The sequence below is a fragment of the Kitasatospora sp. NPDC089913 genome (assembly GCF_044748625.1).
GTDB lineage: Bacteria > Actinomycetota > Actinomycetes > Streptomycetales > Streptomycetaceae > Kitasatospora.
The window spans coordinates 186,907-206,848 of the sequence record NZ_JBIVGI010000015.1 but is presented as its reverse complement, the minus strand read 5'-3'; the positions used below and the strand labels follow the sequence as shown (position 1 = coordinate 206,848).

At 75.3% G+C, this 19,942-nt stretch carries 15 protein-coding genes; 7 read left to right on the top strand and 8 right to left on the bottom strand.

Annotation, left to right across the window (positions count from 1 at the left end; all coding sequences use genetic code 11):
• The first annotated feature begins 91 nt into the window (after nucleotides 1-91).
• The 5 genes from ACIPYS_RS23450 to ACIPYS_RS23430 all read left to right on the top strand — a co-directional run bounded on the left by ACIPYS_RS23450 (nucleotide 92) and on the right by ACIPYS_RS23430 (nucleotide 7,134).
• Nucleotides 92-649, top strand: coding sequence for an SRPBCC family protein (locus ACIPYS_RS23450; RefSeq protein WP_093861355.1), 558 nt, complete (start codon nucleotides 92-94; stop codon nucleotides 647-649).
• 116 nt (nucleotides 650-765) lie between these two features.
• Entirely contained in the window at nucleotides 766-2,346 is a 1,581-nt protein-coding gene (locus ACIPYS_RS23445; protein ID WP_400749029.1) for a class I adenylate-forming enzyme family protein, read from the top strand.
• Nucleotides 2,343-3,578 carry an FAD-dependent monooxygenase gene (locus ACIPYS_RS23440; protein ID WP_400749027.1) on the top strand — a complete coding sequence of 412 codons (1,236 nt, stop codon included), beginning with the start codon at nucleotides 2,343-2,345 and terminating at the stop codon, nucleotides 3,576-3,578. Before ACIPYS_RS23445 ends, ACIPYS_RS23440 begins: the two co-directional genes overlap by 4 nt.
• Entirely contained in the window at nucleotides 3,575-5,722 is a 2,148-nt protein-coding gene (locus ACIPYS_RS23435; RefSeq protein WP_173862088.1) for an FAD/NAD(P)-binding protein, read from the top strand. The genes ACIPYS_RS23440 and ACIPYS_RS23435 overlap by 4 nt, the downstream gene beginning before the upstream one ends.
• Nucleotides 5,719-7,134, top strand: a complete 1,416-nt coding sequence (locus tag ACIPYS_RS23430; RefSeq protein ID WP_400749024.1) for a lyase family protein — start codon at nucleotides 5,719-5,721, stop codon at nucleotides 7,132-7,134. Before ACIPYS_RS23435 ends, ACIPYS_RS23430 begins: the two co-directional genes overlap by 4 nt.
• A 59-nt stretch (nucleotides 7,135-7,193) precedes the next feature.
• Here the strand turns inward: ACIPYS_RS23430 and ACIPYS_RS23425 are convergent, their stop codons facing one another.
• From ACIPYS_RS23425 to ACIPYS_RS23390, 8 genes are all read right to left on the bottom strand, one after another.
• The gene (locus ACIPYS_RS23425; RefSeq protein ID WP_400749021.1) at nucleotides 7,194-8,597 is read right to left on the bottom strand and encodes an aldehyde dehydrogenase family protein; all 1,404 of its coding nucleotides are present in this window, start codon (nucleotides 8,595-8,597) and stop codon (nucleotides 7,194-7,196) included.
• A complete protein-coding gene (locus ACIPYS_RS23420) occupies nucleotides 8,597-9,709 on the bottom strand; it encodes an AMP-binding protein (protein WP_093861350.1) in 1,113 nt (370 codons plus the stop codon). The genes ACIPYS_RS23425 and ACIPYS_RS23420 overlap by 1 nt, the downstream gene beginning before the upstream one ends.
• 17 nt (nucleotides 9,710-9,726) lie before the next feature.
• The gene (locus tag ACIPYS_RS23415; protein ID WP_400749018.1) at nucleotides 9,727-10,164 is read right to left on the bottom strand and encodes a YybH family protein; all 438 of its coding nucleotides are present in this window, start codon (nucleotides 10,162-10,164) and stop codon (nucleotides 9,727-9,729) included.
• An 8-nt stretch (nucleotides 10,165-10,172) separates the two neighbouring features.
• On the bottom strand, nucleotides 10,173-10,976 hold the full coding sequence (locus tag ACIPYS_RS23410) for an arylamine N-acetyltransferase (protein WP_093861348.1): 804 nt from the start codon (nucleotides 10,974-10,976) through the stop codon (nucleotides 10,173-10,175).
• 193 nt (nucleotides 10,977-11,169) lie between these two features.
• Entirely contained in the window at nucleotides 11,170-13,212 is a 2,043-nt protein-coding gene (locus ACIPYS_RS23405) for an anthranilate synthase family protein (RefSeq protein ID WP_400749016.1), read from the bottom strand.
• Complete coding sequence (locus ACIPYS_RS23400; protein WP_093861347.1) at nucleotides 13,205-13,978, bottom strand: 2,3-dihydro-2,3-dihydroxybenzoate dehydrogenase; 774 nt, start codon at nucleotides 13,976-13,978, stop codon at nucleotides 13,205-13,207. Before ACIPYS_RS23400 ends, ACIPYS_RS23405 begins: the two co-directional genes overlap by 8 nt.
• 212 nt (nucleotides 13,979-14,190) lie before the next feature.
• Nucleotides 14,191-15,366: a 3-deoxy-7-phosphoheptulonate synthase gene (locus ACIPYS_RS23395; protein ID WP_093861346.1), complete on the bottom strand. Its 1,176-nt coding sequence runs from the start codon at nucleotides 15,364-15,366 to the stop codon at nucleotides 14,191-14,193.
• Between the two features lie 29 nt (nucleotides 15,367-15,395).
• Nucleotides 15,396-16,013: an NAD(P)H-dependent oxidoreductase gene (locus ACIPYS_RS23390; RefSeq protein ID WP_093865010.1), complete on the bottom strand. Its 618-nt coding sequence runs from the start codon at nucleotides 16,011-16,013 to the stop codon at nucleotides 15,396-15,398.
• Nucleotides 16,014-16,317: 304 nt separating this feature from the next.
• Here ACIPYS_RS23390 and ACIPYS_RS23385 point away from each other — a divergent pair, with 304 nt between their 5' ends.
• The gene (locus tag ACIPYS_RS23385; protein ID WP_400749012.1) at nucleotides 16,318-17,481 is read left to right on the top strand and encodes a transaldolase family protein; all 1,164 of its coding nucleotides are present in this window, start codon (nucleotides 16,318-16,320) and stop codon (nucleotides 17,479-17,481) included.
• 373 nt (nucleotides 17,482-17,854) lie between these two features.
• Entirely contained in the window at nucleotides 17,855-19,891 is a 2,037-nt protein-coding gene (locus ACIPYS_RS23380) for a helix-turn-helix domain-containing protein (protein WP_400749009.1), read from the top strand.
• Nucleotides 19,892-19,942 lie beyond the last annotated feature (51 nt).

Genomic DNA, 19,942 nt, shown 5'->3' with positions numbered 1-19,942 from the left:
CGGACGCGATGTGTCAGGTCCACGGCCGGACTTGACGGACCCGTCGGTACGCCTTTGACCCTCCCGCGGGCCGCCGCCCAGGATTCCGGCCATGGGAGAAAACACCGCAGAAAACGCCCCGCTTTTCCGTTCCCGGGCCGAGATCCGGATTTCCGCCACCCCCGACGAGATCTATTCGGTGATCAGCGACCTCCCGCGCTGCGGCGAGTGGAGCCCGGAATGCCAGGGCGGCAGCTGGGTCTCCGGCGCGCCCGCCGAGGTCGGTTCGGTGTTCCGCGGCGAGAACCTGCGCAGCCCGGACGTGGTCGCCTGGGCGCCGGTGGTCCGCGGCACCTGGTACACCCACGCCGAGGTGGTCGCGGCCGAGCCCGGCCGGACCTTCCGCTGGGCCATGCGGGACACCGGCGGCCGCGCCCAGGACAGCGTCTGGGCTTTCGACGTAGCCCCCGGCGCGGACCCGGAGGCGGACCACAGCGTGCTGGTGCACCACTTCCGGATGGGCTCCGCCACCGAGGGGATCCGGGGCATCACCGCCGGGATGGACGAGGACGCGAAGCGCCGCTTCTTCGCCGAGTGGGGCGACAAGGTCGCCGCCGACCTCGGGGTGACCCTGGAGCGGATCAAGCGGGTCGTCGAGAAGGAAAGCTGAACCACCCCCCCTGAAAGACATCCGGAAAAGGCTCCTGGCACGAGATCCCGGTGGCACATCCCCGGGACGACACCCCTGAAAGCACAGCGACCCTAATCCCACGAGAGGGCGGAACGGTGCTCCTTCAGCGCATTGCCAACCGGGGAATCCGACTGGGCACGCTCTTCGAGCGGGCCGCCGTCCGGAACGGCGCGAACGTGGTGATCCTCGACCACGACCTCGACATCGCCCCCGAGCTGGGCCGGCGGTCCACCGTCGCCGAGCTCGCCGACCTGGTCGACGACCACGCCTCCCGGCTGTGGGCGGCCGGGGTCCGGCCGGGCCGCCGGGTGGTGGTCCACAAGTCGAACAGCTTCGACATCACCCTGCTCGCCTGCGCCACGGCCCGGATCGGCGCCGTCCCGGTGCTGCTCTCGCCCCAGCTGGACGGGGAGACCGTCGCCGAGCTGGTCCGCCGCACCGACGAACCGTTCCTGGTCACCGACGCGGTCAAGCTCGCCAAGGAGCTGCCGGCCGAGGTCTTCGACCTGGCAGCCACCGTCCTGCTGGCCTCCGGCAGCCACCCCGGCGCGGTCGAGCTCGCCGCACTGGCCGGCTCGCCCCGGGTCGCGCCGGTCACCGCGCCGCCGGACCGCCCGACGCTGATCACCCACACCTCCGGCACCACCGGCACGCCCAAGCTGGCCGTGCACACCGGCCGCACCCTGGAGGCCCGCTACCGCCCGCAGGCGCTCGTGCTGCGCCCGGTGGTCCCGGGCCGGGAGACCATCGCCATCCACGTCTCCTTCGTCCACTCCCGGCTGATCACCGCGCTGGCGATCTCGCTGTTCCGCGGCTTCCCGATCCTGGTGCTGGCCCACTCGGAGGCCGGGCACGTGGCCGAGCTGTTCGCCCGGCTGCGCCCCGGGATCCTGGAGGCCCACCCCAACTCCTTCATGGAGTGGGAGGAACTCGCCGAGGACCCGCGCCGCCCGCTGGCCAACGTCAAGCTGTTCTCCTCCACCTTCGACGCGATCCACCCCCGCACCGTGCGGACCATGCTCGACGCCTCCGCCCGCACCGCGCCGGTCTTCGGCCAGCTGTACGGGCAGAGCGAGGTCGGCCCGGCCGTGGTGCGCTCGTTCTCCCGGCGGCGCGGCGCGGACGCGGACGGCCGCTGCGTGGGCATGCCCTTCCCCGGCTTCACCGACGTCCGGGTGGTGAGCCGCGACGGTCGGCCGCCGTCGGCGGACAACCCCGGCTACATCGAGGTCCGCAGCGACGGCCGGATCGTCACCTACCTCGGCGAGCAGGCCCGGTACGACCGGCAGGTCGAGGACGGCTGGTGGCGGATGGGCGACGTCGGCTACCGCACCCGCTGGGGCTGCGTGCACCTGCTGGACCGCGAGGTCGACCTGATCGAGGGCTTCGGCTCCACCCTGGCCGCCGAGGACGCGCTGTTCGCCCGCCTCCCCCAGCTCGCCGAGGTGGTGATCGTCCCCGGCGCGGACGGCCGGGCGGTGCCGGTGATCTGCACCAAGGACGACCTGCCGGTCGAACCGGCCGCCTGGCGCGCCGCCGCCGCGGGCCTGCCGCCGATGGCCGATCCGGTGCAGTGGCGGCTGGGCGAGCTCCCGGCCACCGCCACCACCAAGATCAAGCGGCTGGAGCTGGCCCGCCGGCTGGCGGCCGCCGAGGACGACGGGCCGGTCCGGTGACGGCGCGCCACGGCGCACCGGTCACCGTCCTGGTGGCGGGCGGCGGGATCGGCGGGCTGGCCGCCGCGCTGGCCCTCGCCCGGGCCGGCCACCGGGCGGTGGTGCTGGAGCGGGCGCCGGAGTTCGCCGAGATCGGGGCGGGCATCCAGATCGCGCCGAACGGCATCCTCGCGCTGGAGCGGCTCGGCCTCGGCGACGCCGTCCGGGCGGCCGGGGTGCACATGGCCGAACTGCGCTTCATGGACGGGGTCACCGGCGAGCACGTCACCAGCCTGACCCTCACCGAGCGCTACCGGCAGCGGTTCGGCAACCCGTACGTGGTGGTGCACCGGGCCGAGCTGCACGGGCTGCTGCTGCGCGCCTGCCGGGACGAGCCCCGGATCGAGCTGCGCGCCGCGACCGCCGTCACCGGCTACCGGCAGGACGCCGACGGTGCCACCGCGCTGCTGGCGGACGGCGGCGCGGTCCGCGGCGACGTGCTGGTGGGGGCGGACGGCATCCACTCGGCGGTCCGCGCCCGGCTGGTCGGCGACGGCGAGCCCCGGATCTCCGGAATCACCGTCTACCGGGCGGTGATCCCGATGGAGCTGGTCCCCGAGGAGCTGCGACTGACCACCTCGGTGACCTGGTGGACCGGCCCGCACTGCCACTTCGTCCACTACCCGATCGCCGGCGGGGCGTTCCTCAACCTGGCCGCCTCCCGGGACAACGGCGCCACCGAGGCGCTCGCCAACGTCCCGGTCACCGAGGAGGTGGTCGCGGAGCAGCTGGCCGGTCTGACCGCGCCGAACGCCCGGCGGCTGCTGGCGCTCGGCGAGGGCTGGCGCTCCTGGGTGCTGGTGGACCGGGACCCGGTGCGCCGGTGGACGGACGGACGGGTGGTGCTGCTCGGCGACGCCGCCCATCCGATGCTGCACTACGCGGCCCAGGGCGCCTGTCAGGCGCTGGAGGATGCCGTGCTGCTGGGCGAGTTGATGGTCGAGACCACTGAAGTCACCGGCACACTGGCCCGGTTCGCCACCGAACGACAGGCGCGGACGGCGGCGGTGCAGCGTGCCGCCCGGGAGTCGATCCGGCTCTGGCACCCGGCGGGCGAGGCGGCGCGGGTCAGGAACCGGCTGCTCGGCGCCCTCTCCGAGGGCGAGTTGCACGAGCGGGTGGCCTGGATGCACGGCGCCAAGACCTTTTCATCATCGGATGATCACAACTACGATTTCGAGCCGTGGGCATGATCGACAGTCACCTCCAGGTCTGTGTCATCGGCGCCGGTCCGCGCGGCCTTTCGGTGCTGGAACGACTCTGCGCGAACGAACGGTCCAGCCCCTCCGGGGCCACCGTCACCGTGCACGTGGTCGACCCGGCACCCCCCGGCGCGGGCCGGGTCTGGCGCACCGACCAGTCCCGCCACCTCCTGATGAACACGGTGGCCTCCCAGATCACCGTGTACACCGACGACAGCGTCCGGATCGACGGCCCCGTCGAACCCGGCCCCAGCCTGTACGAATGGGCGAAGTCGCTTGCCCCCGGGGGCAGTCCCGACCGGGCGCCGGACCGCGGGCTCGGCCCGGCCGGGCACGAACCCGGCCGCCACGAACCGCCCGCGCACGCGCCGGACGGCGCCGGCCGGCAACCGGACGGCCCCGACGGGGCGGCGCTGGCCGAGGCCGCCGCCCTCGGGCCGAACACCTACCCGACCCGAGCCTTCTACGGCCACTACCTGCACGCCGCCTTCCGCGCCGTGGTCGCCGCCGCCCCGCCGACCGTCACCGTCCGGGTGCACCGCTCCCGGGCGGTCGCGATGGCCGACGCGCACGGCTTCCCCGGCGGCCCCCAGGGCGTCCGGCTGGAGGACGGCACCCGGCTCAACCGGCTGGACGCCATCGTGCTCGCCCAGGGCCACCTCCCCGCCCGGCCCACCCCGCGCGAGGCCCGCACCGCCAGCCTGGCCAGGATCCACCACCTCGACTACGTCACCCCCGCCAACCCCGCCGACGTGCACGTCACCGCGCGCCCGGGCCAGACCGTCCTGCTGCGCGGCCTCGGCCTCAACTTCTTCGACCACATGGCCCTGTTCACCCTCGGCCGCGGCGGCCGGTTCGAACCGGCGGACGGCGGCCTGGTGTACCGGCCCTCCGGCGCCGAACCCCGGCTGTACGCCACCTCCCGGCGCGGCATCCCGTACCACGCGCGCGGCGAGAACGAGAAGGGCGCGTACGGGCGCCACCTGCCCCGGCTGCTCACCACCGAGGTGGTCGCCGAGCTGCGGGAACGCACCCGCCGCGGTGGGCCGGTGCGGTTCGCCACCGACCTCTGGCCGCTGGTCTCCCGCGAGGTGGAGGCCGTCTACTACGGCGCGCTGCTCGCCGCCCGGGCCCGCGGCGCCGAGCGCGAGGCGTTCACCGACCGCTACCTGACCGCCGACGACCCGGCCGCCGTCCTCGACGACCACGGCGTCCCCGAGGCCGACCGCTGGAGCTGGGACCGGCTCTCCCGCCCCTACGCCGGACGGGAGTTCACCGACCGCGCGGACTTCCGCGACTGGCTGCTGGACCATCTGCGCCAGGACGTCGCCGAGGCCAGGGCCGGGAACCTCAGCGGCCCGCTCAAGGCCGCCCTGGACGTCCTGCGCGACCTGCGCAACGAGATCCGGATGGCGGTCGACCACAGCGGCATCGCGGGCGACTCCTATCGGGACGACCTCGACGGCTGGTACACCCCGCTGAACGCCTTCCTCTCCATCGGACCGCCGGTGGAGCGGATCGAGCAGCTGATCGCGCTGATCGAGGCCGGGGTGGTGGAACTCCTCGGCCCCGGCACCGAGATCCGGATCGACCCCGTCGACCCCGCCTTCGCCGCGCACTCCACCGCCGTCCCGGGCCCGCCGGTCCGGGCCACCGTCCTGGTCGAGGCCCGGCTGCCGGAACCCGACCTGCGGCGCACCGACGACCCCCTGCTGCGGCACCTGCTGGACACCGAGCAGTGCGCCACCTACCGGATCCCCGGACCCGCCGGAACGGGCTACCCCACCGGCGGCCTCGCCGTCACCGAGCGGCCCTACCGGCTGCTGGACGCCCGCGGCCGGGCGCACCCGCGCCGCTTCGCGTACGGGGTGCCGACCGAGTCGGTGCACTGGGTCACCGCGGCGGGCATCCGGCCCGGCGTCGACTCGGTGACCCTCGGCGACTCCGACGCCATCGCCCGGGCGGTGCTGGCGCTCTCCCCGGCCCCCGAGTGGCCGACCGCCGCCCCGGCCGCGACCGGGGCCACCGTGCCGACCTCGACCGGGGCCACCGCGCCGACCTCGACCGACCGCTCCGTAGAGTCCGACGGGCCGGCAGAGCCGGCAGGGTCCCGACCGAGAGGCGTCGTCGTATGACCGCACACCCCAGCCCGCCGGCCCCGGCGGAGCCCGACACCGGCCTGCTCTCCCCCGTCCGGGCCGGCACCCCGGCCGAGGCGGCCGTCACCGACCGCGCCTGGCTCCAGGCCATGCTGGACGCCGAAGCGGCCCTCGCCCGTGCCCAGGCCGCCCTGGGCACGGTGCCGCCCGCCGCGGCCGCCGCGATCACCCGGGCCGCCCGGACCGAGCTGTTCGACGTCCGGGCGCTGGCCCTCGCCTGCCGCGAGACCGCCAATCCGGTGGTCGGCCTGGTCCAGGCCCTGACCCTGGCGGTGGCCGCCGAGGACCCGTCCGCCGCCGAGTACGTGCACCGCGGCTCGACCAGCCAGGACATCCTGGACACCGGCGCCATGCTGGTCGCCGCCCGGACCCTGACCCTGATCCGCGCCGACCTCGGCCGCACCGCCCGCGCGCTCGCCGGCCTCGCCGCCGAACACCGGGACACCGTGCTCGCCGGACGCACCCTCGCCCTGCACGCGGTACCCACCACCTTCGGCCTCAAGGCGGCCGGCTGGCGCCGACTGGTGCTGGACGCCGACCGCCGGCTCGCCGCCGTGCTGGCGGACGGGCTGCCGGTCGCCCTGGGCGGCGCCGCCGGCACCCTGGCCGGCTACCTCGAGTACGCCCGGCTGGACGGCCCCGACCCGGAGGTCGACGCCGGCGCCTACTTGGACCGGCTGCTGGACGCCTTCGCCGCCGAGACCGGACTCGCCCGCCCGGCGCTGCCCTGGCACGCGCTGCGCACCCCGATGGCCGACCTGGCCGCCGCGCTGGCCTTCACCGCCGGCGCGCTCGGCAAGATCGCGGTGGACGTGCAGTCGCTGACCCGCACCGAGGTCGGCGAGGTGGTCGAACCCGCGGCGGCCGGCCGCGGCGCCTCCTCCGCGATGCCGCACAAGCGCAACCCGGTGCTCGCCACCCTGCTGCGCAGCGCCGCCCTCCAGGTCCCGGTGCTCGCCGCCGGACTGACCCAGTGCCTGGTCACCGAGGACGAGCGCTCGGGCGGCGCCTGGCACGCCGAGTGGCTGCTGCTGCGCGAGTGCCTGCGGCTGGCCGGCGGCGCCGCGCACACCTCGGTGGAGCTGGCCCAGGGGCTGCTGGTCCGGCCGGAGCGGATGCGGGCCAATCTGGGGCTCACCGGCGGACAGCTGGTCTCCGAGCGGATCGCCGCCCGGCTGGCGCCGAAGCTCGGCAAGGCGGTGGCCCGGCAACTGCTCACCGAGGCCTCGCTGACCGCCGACCGGGAGGGCCGGCCGCTGGCCGAGGTCCTGGCCGAACAGGACGGACTGGAGGGGCACTTCACCTCCGAGGAGATCGCCGGGCTGTGCGACCCGGCCGGGTACACCGGCATGGCCGGCGCCCTGGTCGACCGGGCGCTGCGCGACTGAGCGGACACGACGGGGCCCCGCGGGTACCGGCCCGCGGGGCCCGTCACCGTCCTTGCGGCTCAGCCCCGGATGACGGTCTTGGTCCGCATCAGGAACTCCCCCAGGTAGCCGTCGTGCGGCACCCCGGGCCGGATCCAGTACGTCGGGTGGTCGCCCCGGTAGACGTTGCTGATGCTCGGCTCCCGGAGCAGCCGGTCGAACAGCGCGTCGTCCCCGGTGAGCGCGGTCAGCACCAGCGAGTTCCGCAGCGGCGCCACCCCGGCCTCCGGTGTCCACGGCGCCACCCAGACGCAGGGGAAGGCGAGTTCGACGCCGGTCTGGTCGGCGTCCGGCCGGTCCAGCTGGTGCACGGCCGGGCGCAGCACCGCGCTGCCGTCGCCGAGTTCGGCCACCACGCCGTCCCCGCCGAGCCAGGCCCTGGTGCCGGCCGCCCGGCGCAGCAGGTAGGCCTCGATCGCCCGGGCCTCGGCCACCGGCTGGACCGAGAGCACCGCCTTCTCGTCCTCCGGCGGCAGGCTCGGGATCCCGGCCAGCCGCTCCGCGATCGCCCGGGCCAGCGGTGCCGGGTCGCCCTCGACCAGGACGGCGGTGGCGTTGATGCAGGCCACGCCGCCCTGGTGGGCGATCGAGTCGACGATCGTGTCCAGGTGCTCGCGCCAGTCGGTGTCCCGGGTGACCAGGATCTTGGACCGGCCGGGGCCCTGCGGCAGCACGGTGCTGCCCGCGTACTTGCGGACCACCTCGTCGCCGCCGTAGACCATGCCCAGGTCGGCGCCGGCCAGGATCTCGTCCGCGGCCTCGTGGTCGGTGGGCAGCAGCATCACCTGGTCGGCGGCGAAGCCGGCCAGCCGCAGCGCGGTGACCAGCCGGTGCGGGGTGAGCGGTTCGCGGCGGGAGGGGCGGACGGCGACCCGGTAGCCGAGCGCCAGCGCCTCCAGCCAGAGTCCGTGCGGGCCGGGGTGGTTGCCCGCCGCGTGGACGGCGAAGACCTCGCCGCGCCGGGTCCAGACGGCGCTGCCGTCGAGGGTCGCGCCGTCCCGCCAGTCGCTCACCGCGCCGGCCGGCCGGGCCCGGTGGGCGGACCAGCCGGCCTTCTCGGCCGAGTCGGCGATGGCCCGGGTGGCGTCCCGGACGACCGTGATCGGCACCCCGGAGACCCGGGCGACGGCGCGCTCGTAGGACGGGAAGTCCAGGCCGTCGATGGTTTCCGAGGTGAAGATCCGGCCGGCCCGGGCCAGCGCGGCGAAGCGCTCCTCGGCCGGCAGCGACTCGGCCGCGTGCAGGGCGCGCATCGCCCGGGTGACGAACAGCTTGGGGACGAGGCTGAGTTCGGCGAACGGCGCGCCGGTGACCTCGTTCACCTCGGTGCGGCGCCGGGCCCGGAACGGTTCGCCGGGGCCGAGCGCGTCCAGCTGGAGCAGGGGCGGCTGCTGCGGCAGGGCGGGCGCGGTGGGGTCCGTCATCAGTACACCCCCTCGATCACGGTCTCGTTGTCGAACTCCTGGACCGGGGCGATGTCCGCCACCGCGTCGCCGAGGTGTCCGGGCAGCGCCGCGATCCGGGTGCCGTGGTCGCGCTCCAGGTTGTTGGGCATCAGCAGGCTCTTGGACACGTGGTGCATGACCACCTGCCCGCGCTCGCCGTACTCCACCGTCCGCCCGGTCTCCGGGTCGATCACGCCGAAGCTCATGTACGGCGAGTAGGGGTCGTAGACGCAGGGGTCGTCGTCGGTCAGCCCGTGCCGCTCGCTGGCGTTGCCGAGGATCATGGTCGAGCCGTAGCCGCTGTAGAGCACGGCGTCCGGGAAGACCTCGGTGCGGTAGAGGTGGCGGGTGTCCGGGTCCATCTGGGTGCCGACCCAGTTGATCGCCCGGATCTTCTCGCCGACCAGCTTCGCGAGGCCCTCGCGGCGGGCGATCCGCTCCAGCACCGGCGGGGTGCACATCAGCACGCCGATGTCCTGGGTCTCCAGCAGGTACGCGACCTGGTCGACGATGTGCTCGGCGTACGCGCCGGCCTCGGCGGCCTTGCCGTCGGAGATCAGCCGCTTCACCCAGCGCGGGTCGAGGTCCACGGTGAAGGCCAGGCCGCCGCGGTAGGCGGTCTGGGCCTTGATCACGTCGCCGACCATGTGCGGGCCGGTGGGGGCGACCACCAGCCAGTTGACGCCCTGCGGCACGCCGTGGCCGTCGAGCTGGGCGCTGGACCAGCCGAGCAGGCGGTCCAGCCAGTCGCGCAGCAGCACGATCCGCTTGGGCGCGCCGGTGGTGCCGCCGCTCTCGTAGACGCCGACCACCTCGGGACGGTCGCCGTAGCCGCGCGGGACCAGGTCCTCGACCCGGGCGGTGCGCAGTTCGCCGGCGAGGTTGGGGAACTTGGCGAGGTCGGCGTGGGTGCGGACCTCGGTGAGCGGGTCGAAGCCGAGGCCCGCGGCCCGGGCCAGCCAGAACGGCGAGCCGGTCTCCGGCGAGAAGTGCCAGCGCATCGCGGCGCGCAGGTACTCGTCGGGGTCCGGCACGGCGTCGAACGGCAGGTCCAGCAGCGGGTCGGCGGCGGGGTTGGCTGCAGCAGGCACAGCGGTCCTTCCTCGGGTCAGCGGGCGGTGCCGGGCGGGTTGTCGATCGCGTAGCGCCAGCGGCCGTCCGCGCCGCGCCGGGCGACGTCGGTGGCCGTGCCCTCGTCGCGGAGCGGGCCGTCCGGGCCCTCGCCCTCGATCAGGTAGTCCCCGATCAGCAGCGCGAGGTCGCCGGCCACGTAGCACTGCCGGACCTCGATCCGGATCGGCAGGCCGAGGGCGAGGAACCGGCCGGTGGCGGCGCGCCGGTCGTCGCCGGTCACCACGTCGCCGGGCGCGTTGACGAAGACCGCGCCGGGCTCGAACAGCCGCTCCACGGCCTGCGCGTCGCCGGCGTTGAACGCCTCGGCGAAGACCAGGGGCAGCCGGGCCGGGTCGGTGGGCGGGAGGCCGGCGTCCGCGCCGGGGCCGGTGGGCGGGAGGCCGGCGTCCGGCCGGGGTCCGGTGGTGGTCATGTCGGGGCTCATCCCGTCTGGACGGCGGCGGTGACCCCGCCGGCCGGCTGGTCGGGCAGCCGGTCGAGGCTGAACCCGAAGTAGGTCTTGTACGCCTCCAGGACGGCGGCGTCGGTGCCGAACTCCTGGGTGCCGCGCTCGCCGCCGGACACCGTGGAGAGCTGGTTGCCCTTGAGGGTGATCCGGCCGTCCTCGGTCCGCAGCGAGCAGAACACGTCCTGCATGAACGGGGACTCGGGCGCGGTGCGGTACCACCAGAGGGTCGGGCGGAAGTCCTCGATCCGCACCGGGCGGTCCTCCAGCCGGTACAGCGGCTTGCCGTTGAGGAACACGTCGAAGCCGCCGCCCTCGACGTCGGCCAGCCGGTACTCGCCGTCCGGGTCCTGCTGGACCTCGCGCGAGGACAGCCGCAGCGGGTGCCGGCTGTTGCGGCCGAAGCCGGTGTCGACCAGCCACTGCTCGCCGTCGACGGTCACCCGCAGGGCGAGGTGGCACAGGGCCGCGCCGAGGGTGCCGCCGGGGCGGTGGACCCGGCCGGGCAGGATCTCCACCTGGTAGCCGAGGGCGGTGAGCAGGAACGAGAGGGCCGGGTTGACCTCGTAGCAGCCGCCGCCGCGGCGCTGGCGGACGATCTTGTCGAGGACCTGCTCGTCCATGTGGATGGGCTCGTCGAGGTGGTAGCCGAGGTTCTCGAACGGCACGGACAGCACTTGCCGTTCCTGGAGGCGGGTGAGCGCGGCGAGGTCGGGCCGCTCGGGCCGCTCGGCGCCGATCCGGGCGAGGTACGCGTCCACCATGGCGTCGTCCAGCACGGTGATCTCCTCTTGTCGGGTTCCGGTCTTCAGGTCTTCAGGTCTTCAGGTCTTCAGGTCTTCAGGCGTTCCGGTGGTTCGCCGGTCGGTGGTTCGCCGGTCGGTGGTTCGCCGGTCGGGTGGTTCGGGTCGGGCTTTTCCGGCTCCGGTAATGCTGTTTCGGATGGAACGGTTGTGGGACGTGTACAACCCGTCAGGAGAATTCGGGAGCCCCGGGAGTCATTCGAACGGGGTCCGGCAATCCGAGCGCGTGAGCGATCAGATCGCCGGTGATCCGTACCCCGCCGAGGGTGAGCACCGACTCGGCGTGGAACTGCACCGAGGCGAAGCCCGGCCCGCGCAACGCGTGCACCTCACCGGTCGCGGCGTCCCCCGCGACCCGGACCGTGCCGCCGCCGGGCGCCTCGAACTCCCCCGGCCCACCCGGGCAGGCGTCCCACACCGCGGCGAAGGTGTTGTAGAAGCCGACCCGCTCGGCGGCGCCGAACAGGTCGACCGGGCGCTGCACCCCCTGATTGGGCACCGCACGGCGGACCAGCGGCAGACCCAGCTCGGCGGACAGCACCTGGTGACTCAGGCAGACCGCCAGGAACGGCCGTCGCGCGGCCAGCAACTCCCGTGCCGCCGAGCGGAGATGGGCGATCTTCGGATGGGAGGTGTCGCGCGGGTCGCCGGGGCCGGGCCCGAGCACCACCAGGTCGACCCCCTCCCACGAGTACGGCTCGTCGAACCGCCGTACCGCCACCTCCACACCCAGTGCGCGCAGCTGGTGCCCGATCATCGCGGTGAAGGTGTCCTCGGCGTCCACCACCAGCACCCGCAGACCGGCCAGTTCGGGGCGCGGCCGGGCCCGTCCGGACACCTCGGCGAGCCAGAAACCGGACAGGTCCCGGTTGCGCCCGGCCAGGGCCGCCCGCACCTCGGGGTGCGCGGCGAACCCGCCCCGGCGGCCGTCCGCCGGGGTGAACGGCCCGGCCGGCCCGGCCCCGCTCGCGGCGAGCAGCCCGGCCGCCTTGGCACCCGTCTCGGCCACCTCGGAGCGCGGGTCCGAGTGCCGCACCAGCGTCGCCCCCACCCCGATCCCCAGCCGGCCGGTGGCCGGGTCGATGTCGGCGGTGCGGATCAGGATCCCGGAGTCCAGGGAGCGCCCGCCGGCCGCGTCCCGGCCGATCAGCGCGGCCACGCCGCTGTAGTAACCCCGCCCCCCGGGCTCGTACTTGGCGATCACCCGGGCGGCGGACTCCAGTGGGCTGCCGGTGACCGTGGGCGCGAACAGCGTCTCGCGCAGCACCTCGCGCGGGTCCCGGTGGGTCCGGCCCTCGATGAAGTACTCGGTGTGCGCGAGCCGGGCCATCTCCTTGAGGTAGGGGCCGACCACCCGGCCGCCGCCCGGGCAGATCCGGGCCATCATCTTGAGTTCCTCGTCGAGCACCATGCAGAGCTCGTCGGTCTCCTTGCGGTCCGCCAGGAACTCCAGCACCCCGGCCAGTTCCGGGCCCTGCTCCGGGTAGCGGTAGGTGCCGCTGATCGGGTTCATCACCGCCCGCCCGCCGTGCACGCTGATGTGCCGCTCGGGCGTCGCGCCGACCAGGGTCCGTTCCCCGGTGTGCACCAGGAAGGTCCAGTACGCGCCGGTCTCCCGTTGGAGCAGCCGGCGGAACAGGGTGAGCGCGGCGGCGGTGGTGTCCCCGCCGACGGCGGCGACGAAGGAGCGCCGGAGCACGAAGTTGGCGCCCGTGCCCTCCCCGATCTCCTCGGCGAGCACCCGGCGGACGGTCTGCGCGTAGTCCTCGTCGCCGATGTCGAAGGCGCCGCCGGTCAGGTCGACCGCGCCGTCGGGGAGGCGGTCGAGCAGTTCGGCGAGCGGCAGCTCGCACTGCTCGGTGACGCTCAGCGCGAGCAGCGGGGTGCCGTCGTCCGGGGCCTCGAAGCCGCGCTCGGCGATCTGCCGGTAGGGGACCAGGGCGAGCAGTTCGTGCCGCTCGCCACCGGGCCGTACGGTGTCGGGCCGCTCGCCACCGGGCCGCGGGAGACCGGAGGGCGGGTCCGCCGTCGGCAGGTGGACCGGTGGCAGGTCGGCCAGCGGCAGGTCGGCCAGCGTGGCCGGCGCCGACACCTCGCCGATCAGCAGCTCGACCACCCCCGGACCGGTGGCCTCGGGCCGGTGCAGCAGCGCGAACGCGGGCGGCCGGGCGGCCAGCACCCGGTCCAGCGGGGAAGGGGTCGCGTCACGCACCGAGCCCGGCACCCCCGTCCACCGTGAGGTCGTGCAGGGTGATGTGGCCCGCCTCGTCGGAGAGCAGGAAGGCGACGGCGTACGCGACGTCCTCGGGCCGGGCCAGCTTGCCGAGCGGGATGCCGACCTTGAACGCCGACGGCGCCCCGGCCACGGTGGCGGCCCGGCCGTCGACGCCCTCGGCCCACATCGCGCTGAGCATCGGGGTGTCGGTCGAGCCGGGCGCGACCACGTTGCAGCGGATCCCGTAGCGGGCGACCTCCAGGCCGAGGCTCTTGGTGAAGTGGGTGGCCGCCGCCTTGGAGGCCGCGTAGGCGGCCATCTCGGCGCGCGGGGTGAGGCCCGCGTTGGAGGCGACCGTGACGATCGCGCCCCGCCGGCGCGGGATCATGCGGTGGACCACCGCCCGGGACACCCGGAACACGCCCTCCGCGTTGATCGCGAAGGTGGTCCGCCAGTCCTCGTCGGTGAGGTCGCGGACCTCGCCCATCCGCAGCACACCGGCGTTGTTGACCAGGTGGTCGATCGGGCCGAGCTCGCGCTCGGCGGTGTCGACGGCGGCCTCGACGGAGGCGCTGTCGGTGACGTCGGCGGGGACGGCGGCCACCGTGAGGCCCTCGGCGGCCAGCTTGCCGGTGAGTTCGGCGAGGCGGTCGGCGTCCCGGTCCACGGCCGCGACCAGCGCGCCGCGAACGGCCAGCAGCCGGACCACGGCGGCGCCGATGCCGCCCGCCGCGCCGGTGACCAGTGTCACCTTGTTTCTCATGTGCGGACCTCCCTGGGGGACGCGGACCAACAGCTCGGGCCGCGGGTGGGTTGGGGGTGGTGCACGGCTCGGAACGGGGTGGAGCAGGCGGTGCGGGGAGTACGGGCGGTGCGGGGAGTACGGGCGGTGCGGGGAGTACGGGGCGGGCGGCGCCCGCCGGGCGTACCGCGCGTGCCGGGCGTGCGTGCCCCGGCCCGCCGGGCGCCCGGCGCTCAGCCGCGCCAGGCGGACACCACCGCGAGCGCCTGCTCCGGGTTGAGCCTCGGGTCGCACAGACTCGTGTACTTGTCACCGACCCGGGCCAGCCCGGCCGCGTCGTCGGCGCACTCGGTCACCTCGTCGGGGGTGGTCTCCAGGTGCAGGCCCCCGGCGGCGGCGCCTTCGGCCCGGACCGCCCGCTGGAACGCCTCGACCTCCCGGACCAGGTCCGGCACCAGCCGGGTCTTCAGCCCGTCCGGCCCGGCGACGGTGTTGCCGTGCATCGGGTCGCTGAGCCAGACCACCGGGTGGCCGGCCGCGTGCACCGCCCTGACCAGGCCCGGGAGGACCTCGGCGGCACGGTCCGCGCCGAGCCGGGCGATCAGGGTGAGCCGGCCGGGCTCCCGGCCGGGGTCGAGCAGGGCGCACAGCCGCAGCAGTTCCGTCGGGGTGGTGGTCGGACCGATCTTGCAGCCGACCGGGTTGACCACCGAGGCCAGCAGGGCGACGTGCGCGCCGTCCGGGTCCCGGGTCCGCTCGCCGATCCACGGGAAGTGCGTGGAGGCCAGCAGCGGCCGGCCCCGCGCGTCCCGGCGCAGCAGCGGCAGCTCGTAGTCCAGCAGCAGCGCCTCGTGGCTGGCCCACACCGGCGGGCAGGCGACGGACGGGTCGCCGGGGGCGAGCCGGGACAGGTGGTCCAGCACCCGGCGGGACGCCTCGTAGCCCACCGCCAGCCGGCGCGGATCGGGGGTGCGGCGGACCGGGTCGGGCTCCGGTCCGTTCACCAGATGCCCCCGGTAGACCGGGAGTTCGACACCGTCGCAGAGCTCGGTGGGGCTGGAGCGGGGCTTGGCGAACTGGCCGGCGATCCGGCCGATCCGGAGCACCGGGCGGTGGGTGGTGAGCTTCAGCCGCCCGGCCAGCAGGTCGAGCAGCGCGGCCCTGCGAGCGGTGTCGCCGGCGGTGCACTCCTGCGGGTCCTCGGCGCAGTCGCCGGCCTGGAGGACGTGCGCCTCCCCCCGCGCGACCCGGCCGAGCAGGGCGCGAAGCCGGTGCACGTCGGCGGCCGCGACCAGCGGCGGACGGTCGGCCAGTTCCTTCTTGGCGGCGGCGAGTTCGAACGGATCGGGCCAGTCCGGCTGCTGCCCGGCGGGGCGGTCGGCGAGCTGTCCCAGGAGCAGGTGGTCCACTGACGTCTCCCTCCCGGCCCGGCGGGGCCCTACTGGTCGGCGAGGCCGCCGAGCAGTGCGGCCACCCGGACCACCCGGCGGGCCTGGAACTCCACGGCGGCGATGTTCTCCTCGTGCACCTGGCCCGGCACGTTCCGGGACACCGCGCTGGCCCCGTACGGATTGCCGTTCTCCGGGCGGAACAGCACCGGGTCGGTGGAGCCGGTGGCCAGGATCAGCGAACCCCAGTGGCAGAAGGCGTTGTGCAGCGCCAGGATCGCCGTCTCGTGGCCGCCGTGCGGCGCGGAGCCCGAGGTGAAGGCGGACACCGCCTTGTCCGCCAGCCCGCCGGGGATCGACAGCGGCGCCGTCGCGTCGACGAACCGCAGCACCGGCGCGGCCGGCAGGCCGAACCTGACCGGGGTGCCGATCAGGATGCCGTCCGCCCAGGCCAGGTCGTCGAGCGTGGCCACCGGGACGTCCGCGGTGCGGTCCCGCAGCTCCCGCGCGGCCTCCTCGGTGCCCGGCACGTAGGTGTCGTCCGCGAGGTCGGCGATCCGGCGCAGCCGCACCTCGGCGCCCGCCTTCCCGGCGGCGTCGGCCGCCGCCCCGGCCAGCCTGGCGACATTTCCGGTGGAGGACCAATAGATGACGGCAATGGTGGTCACGGCGGTGAACTCCTCGGTGACGTGGGCGCGTTCCACTGATCGTTGACCGTGGACGGCCGACCGGCCAACGGAGTTCCCGGCACTACGTCAGGTGGGGCCGCACTCCATCAAATACCCGGCGGTCACTTCTCCGGACGCCCCGCATTGACCGTGCCCGGCATTGACCCCCGCCCGGTCCGGCATTGACCCGCGGCCGACCTGACATTGACCGGGGCGCTCACTTTTCCGGGCACGAATTGCTGCCTATCCTCGGCCACGGCACCGTTTTCGGTCCGTCGCAGAGCCGAGGAGCAGTGATCCCGCAGTGAAGAAACCGCCGGCCGCAGAACCCCGAACCGGAGACCTGCGGCCGCTGATCGCCGAGGGCGTCTCGCCCTGGCTGGACGGGATCGACCGCGGCCTGGTCACCTCGGGCCTGCTCGGCCGGCTGATCGACCGCACCGGTCTGCGCGGCGCCACCACCAACCCCGCCCTGCTGACCGGACCGATGCGGCACGACCCCGTCTACGCCGAGCAGTTGGCCCGGCTGGCGGAGCACCACGTCTCCCCGGAGGGCTCGGTCTGGGCCGCCACCGTGCACGACCTGCGGCTGGTCTGCGAGGAGTTCCGCGGCGTCCACCGCGCCACCCACGGCCACGACGGCCTGGTCTCGGCCGACCTGGACCCCCGGCTGGCGCACGACGCCGCCGCCACCGTCGCGGAGGCCGTCGAACTGGCCCGCGCCGTGGACCGGCCCAACCTGCTGGTCAAGATCCCGGCCACCGCCGCCGGCCTCACCGCGATCCGCGACTGCGTCGGCCGCGGACTCGGCGTGCACGCCACCGGGCTCTACTCGGTTCGGCGCTACGGGCAGGTGGTGGACGCCTACTTCGACGGACTGGAGCAGGCACTCGCGGCCGGCCTCCCGCTGGCCGCGATCGCCTCGGTGGCCTCGCTCCCGGTCGGCCGGGTGGACCGCGAGATCGACCGGCGGCTGGCCGCGATCGCCGGCCCGGACGCCGCCGCGCTGCGCGGCCTCACCGCCCAGGCGGCGGCCCGGCTGATGTACCGGGCGTACGAGGAGCGGCTCGGCGACGGCCGCTGGCGCACCCTGCGCGCCTCCGGGGCCCGCCCGCAGCGGCTGCTGTGGACCGACTCGGCACTCGGCGGGGCCGCCGCCCAGGCCCGGTACGTGGCCGGGCTGGTCTCCTGGGGCACCGCGCACGCCATGACCGGACCGGTGCTGGACGAGGCGGTCCGCAAGCTCCGGCTGGAGGGCGACACCCTGCTCGGCCGGTACGAGGCGGCCCGGGCGGTGCTCGACCGGCTGGGCCGGCTCGGCATCGACTACGGCACGGTCGCCCGGCGGCTGGAGGAGCAGAGCGTCCCGCTGCTGGTCGACCACTGGTCGCGGCTGCACGCCGCCGTCGAGGGACGCCCGGCCGCCCGGCCCGGCGATCAGGAACCGGCCCGACTTCCGCTCCGCTGAATCATCCTGATGATCCGTCACCGTGGTACCACGAGCCCCGCCCGGACGGCCAGGACCTGTTCTTGACGGGAACAACCGCCCCCGCATACCTTCCGGATTGCAGGCCGTCACGCACTCCTTCCGTCCACGGGGTCCGGGCGCGTCTTGTGGACCAGCCCGGACGAGGCCGCGGCGTCGGGGTGCGTGCACCGCAAGGCGGAGGTAGCGGCACCTCCCGGCCAGCGGGCTGGGGGCGGAGCCGCTGCGACGGGGGCACCTCCCGGCCGACGGGCCGGGGCGCGCGTGCCCCCGGGGGTACCTCCCGGCCGACGGCCGGGGGAGCGTCGCGGACCAGGGCCGATCCACACGACACACCCCAGGGGGAGGGAAGGTCATGACGCGACGGTCCGCCGACTCAATCGCGTTCAACGTCCTGGAACTGCTGGCCAGCGAGGCTCCGGCCGCCCAACTGGCGGAGCTGGTCGAGCAGGCCCGGCGGAGCTGCGAGTCCGCCCCCGAGCGGGAGGCGATCTGCCGGATCGAACAGCTCGGCCTGTCCATCCGCTCCCGGTCCCAGCAGCGGCGCCGCCGTGAGGCCGGACTGGCCGCGCTCGCCGACACCGCCCGCGACCTGGCCCTGCCCTACGAGCTGGACAACCTGCTGCGGGTCATCACCCGCCGGGCCCGGCTGCTGCTGGGCGCCGACGTCTCCTGCCTCACCACCGCCGAACCGGCCGGCGGCGACAGCGCCCCCGGCCCGGTCCGGATCCGCACCACCGACGGCCCCAGCGGCTCGCTGCGGGTCGGCCTGGCCGTCCCCGACGGCTTCGGCCTGGGCGGCGGCGTACCGGCCGACCCGGGCCCGTTCTGGACCCCGGACTTCCTCGTGGACGAGCGGATCCGGCGCAGCCCGGTGGTCGACGGGGCGGTCCGCGCCGAGGGGCTGCGCGCCGTGATGGCCGTCCCGCTCGGCCACCGCGCCCGACCGTTCGGCACCCTGTACGTCGCGGAGCGCGCGGTGCGCTACTTCACCACCGACGAGATCTCCCTGATGGCCGCGCTCGGCGACCTCGCCGGGGTGGCGATCGAGAAGGCCCGGCTGCTGGAGCGCACCGCCCGGACCTCCCCCGCGACGGCCCCGGCCGGCGCCGCCGACCCGGCCGGCGAACTCGCCGAGGCCCACCGCGCCCTGGTCGACCTGGCGCTCTCCGGCCGCGACCCGCACGCCCTGGTCCGCGACGCCGGCCGGCGGCTCGACCTCGGCCTGCGGGTGTACGCGAGCGACGGCACCGTGCTCGCCTCGACCGGCGAACTGCCCGAGCTCGACGGGCCGACCGTGGTCGCCACCGCCGTCGACACCCACGCGGCCGGCCGCCCGGTCCGGCTGGCCGGACCGCTGTGGGCGGCCCCGGTCCGGGCCGGCTCCACCGACCTGGGCACCCTGCTCGCCCGGCCGACCGGCCGCCGGGCGGACCTGGCCGCGGAGTTCTGCCAGAGCGTCGCCCAGGCGGTCGCGGTCGCCCTGCTGCTGGAGGGCCAGCGCTCGGCCGGCCCGGTCCGCCACGTCGGCGACGAGCTGCTCGACGAACTGCTGAGCAGTCCGCAGCGCCCGCCGCGCCAGCTCGACGTCCGGGCCCGCCGGCTCGGCATCGACCTGTCCGCCGCCCATGTCCTGGTGGTCGCCCGGCCCGAGGGCGAGGCCCAGGGCCGGACCGCGACCTGGGCCGGGCTGTACGCCCACCGGATGAGCGGCCTCAAACGCGTCCACAACGGCCGGGCGGTGCTGCTGCTGCCCGGCAGCGACCCGGGCCGGGCCGCCCGCGCGGTCGCCGAGGAGCTCACCCCGCTGCTCGGCCTGCCGGTGACGGTCGGCGCGGCCGGGCCGGTCAGCGACCCGACCTCGGTCTTCCACGGCTACCAGGAGGCGCTGCGCTGCCTGGACGCGATGACCTCGCTGGGCGCGGTCGGCCGCGCCGCCTCGGCCCGCGAACTCGGCTTCGTGGGCGTCCTGCTGGCCGACAACCACGATGTCGAGGGGTTCATCGAGTCGGCCGTCGGCCCGGTGCTCGACTACGACCGGCAGCGGCTGACCGAGCTGACCCGCACCCTCCAGGCCTGGTTCGACACCGGCAACAGCCCGACCCACGCCGCCCAGCGGCTGCACGTCCACCCCAACACGGTGGCCCGCCGGCTGGAGCGGATCGGCGAACTGCTCGGCCCGGACTGGCTGAAGCCCGAGCGCTCGTTCGAGATCCAGCTCGCGCTCAGGCTGAGCCGGGTGCGCCGCACCCTGCTCGACCGGGTCGCCCGCGCCGACCCCGGCCGCCCCGGGGACCCGGCGGCCGACCCGACGGACGACCGGTCGGGCGGTCCGGCCGGCAGCCCGGGCGACCGACCGGACCGGACCGACCGGACCGGCCCCGCCACCTGACCCCGCCACCTCGGTACAACCGCCCGACCCCGCCACCTCGGTACAACCGCC

Excerpts from the sequence above, each read along its gene's own strand:
- ACIPYS_RS23450 (WP_093861355.1), top strand. The coding sequence starts at position 92 with ATGGGAGAAAACACCGCAGAAAACGCCCCGCTTTTCCGTTCCCGGGCC.
- ACIPYS_RS23435 (WP_173862088.1), top strand. The coding sequence starts at position 3,575 with ATGATCGACAGTCACCTCCAGGTCTGTGTCATCGGCGCCGGTCCGCGC.
- ACIPYS_RS23430 (WP_400749024.1), top strand. The coding sequence starts at position 5,719 with ATGACCGCACACCCCAGCCCGCCGGCCCCGGCGGAGCCCGACACCGGC.
- ACIPYS_RS23425 (WP_400749021.1), bottom strand. The coding sequence starts at position 8,597 with ATGACGGACCCCACCGCGCCCGCCCTGCCGCAGCAGCCGCCCCTGCTC.
- ACIPYS_RS23415 (WP_400749018.1), bottom strand. The coding sequence starts at position 10,164 with ATGACCACCACCGGACCCCGGCCGGACGCCGGCCTCCCGCCCACCGGC.
- ACIPYS_RS23400 (WP_093861347.1), bottom strand. The coding sequence starts at position 13,978 with ATGAGAAACAAGGTGACACTGGTCACCGGCGCGGCGGGCGGCATCGGC.
- ACIPYS_RS23380 (WP_400749009.1), top strand. The coding sequence starts at position 17,855 with ATGACGCGACGGTCCGCCGACTCAATCGCGTTCAACGTCCTGGAACTG.